Source organism: Stenotrophomonas sp. 05L44_2, from assembly GCF_056665995.1.
Genome location: NZ_JBFTNR010000957.1, coordinates 1 through 1243 on the forward strand (window position 1 = coordinate 1; position 1243 = coordinate 1243).

At 61.7% G+C, this 1243-nt stretch carries 1 protein-coding gene; it reads right to left on the reverse strand.

Translation table 11 applies throughout. The annotated features are described in order from the left end of the window. Positions 1-783 precede the first annotated feature (783 nt). Positions 784-1243, reverse strand: a 460-nt coding sequence (locus AC1VAN_RS22295) for a hypothetical protein (protein ID WP_480986799.1), incomplete at its 5' end; no start/stop codon positions are given.

The window sequence follows — 1243 nt, forward strand, 5'->3', positions numbered from 1 at the left end:
GGCGCTGACCAAGCGAAAGCGCGTTGCCAACAAACTGCCATGCCCATGTGGTTGCGCGAGGCGCCTGGGGCGGTGCAACTACCGCGCCTCGCTGAATACTTGGAGGAGGCTTGCGCCAAGAGCCTTCTTCCGTAAGGTCTTGGCACAGTTACTGGCGTTGGATGCACCCGCGGCGCCGGCGCCGTCGGCCCAGCGCCGCCTCAAACTTGCCAACAGCAAGCGCTGCATGCGTAACCCTGTTGTCACGCGCCCTGCCCTCGTGGCCTGCGTTCCTTAGGTGCGGCGCGCGAGGCGCTGCTGGGCCAGCACATCATGCGGCGGTGAGAACGCGCGGATGTGTAGCCTTTAGCTTGCGTCGCTTGCGTCGCTTGCGGTGTCGCGCAGGGTTGTCCTGAGCAGTGCCAAGCCTAGAAAGATGGGGGGCTCGCCTCGGCCAAAACCCACCACAAGCCGCTGCGCCGCCGGCAACTCGAACCCGGCCGTCGGCGTAGAAGGAGTGAGCAGCTGCGCAACTGAAGCGTCTGAACTGCTCAGATGACCCGCCTCATCCGTCAGGCGGTCCAGACGCGCACCGAGGGCTTTAAAGTCCTTCAGAGCCTTGTCTTTTGAACGCAACCCCAAGGTCTCAAGCGCCCGACGCAAGGCCGCTCGCACCTCCACTGCGGCGATGGATTCGGCGAGGACGAGTCCATTGAAGGGATTGAGAACTACTGGCGCTCGTAATCCGCAAAGATTGGTCGGTGCGCTGCCCCCGCCCTGCGCTGCGCGAGTGTGATCATGAAGTTAGTTCCACAGTGATTTGACGTCCGTGACCGGGACTGCCCCGGTGGCCTGTGCGATGAAAATCGCTACCTCCAAGGTCACGCTCTTGGTAACCATCGCCTGACTAAGCCGGTTGCGTGTTCCTAGAACCTGGAGCAGTGCTATGGGGTCGCTCTCGGCTTCACGCCGCATGTAGTCGATAACTCCCTGCACGTACGCGTCCGGCTTATCCGGCGTGCTCCTCTTGAACATCGGGAGTAGAGTGTCGTCCGGCAACAGCAGTAGCGATCGCTGGAAGTCTTCACGGGCAAGTTTCTCGAACTTGGCCAGATCTTCCCGTGCAGGCACCCACTTTGCGGTTCGCGTCTGCGCCATCTCCTGCATCGCCCGTTGGAAATCCGGACTAAGGTCAGCAGGATTCGGGAAGACGAGCACCTTCCCTGCGACGATGAGCGGCTCAAGCAACAACCAGAACCAAACG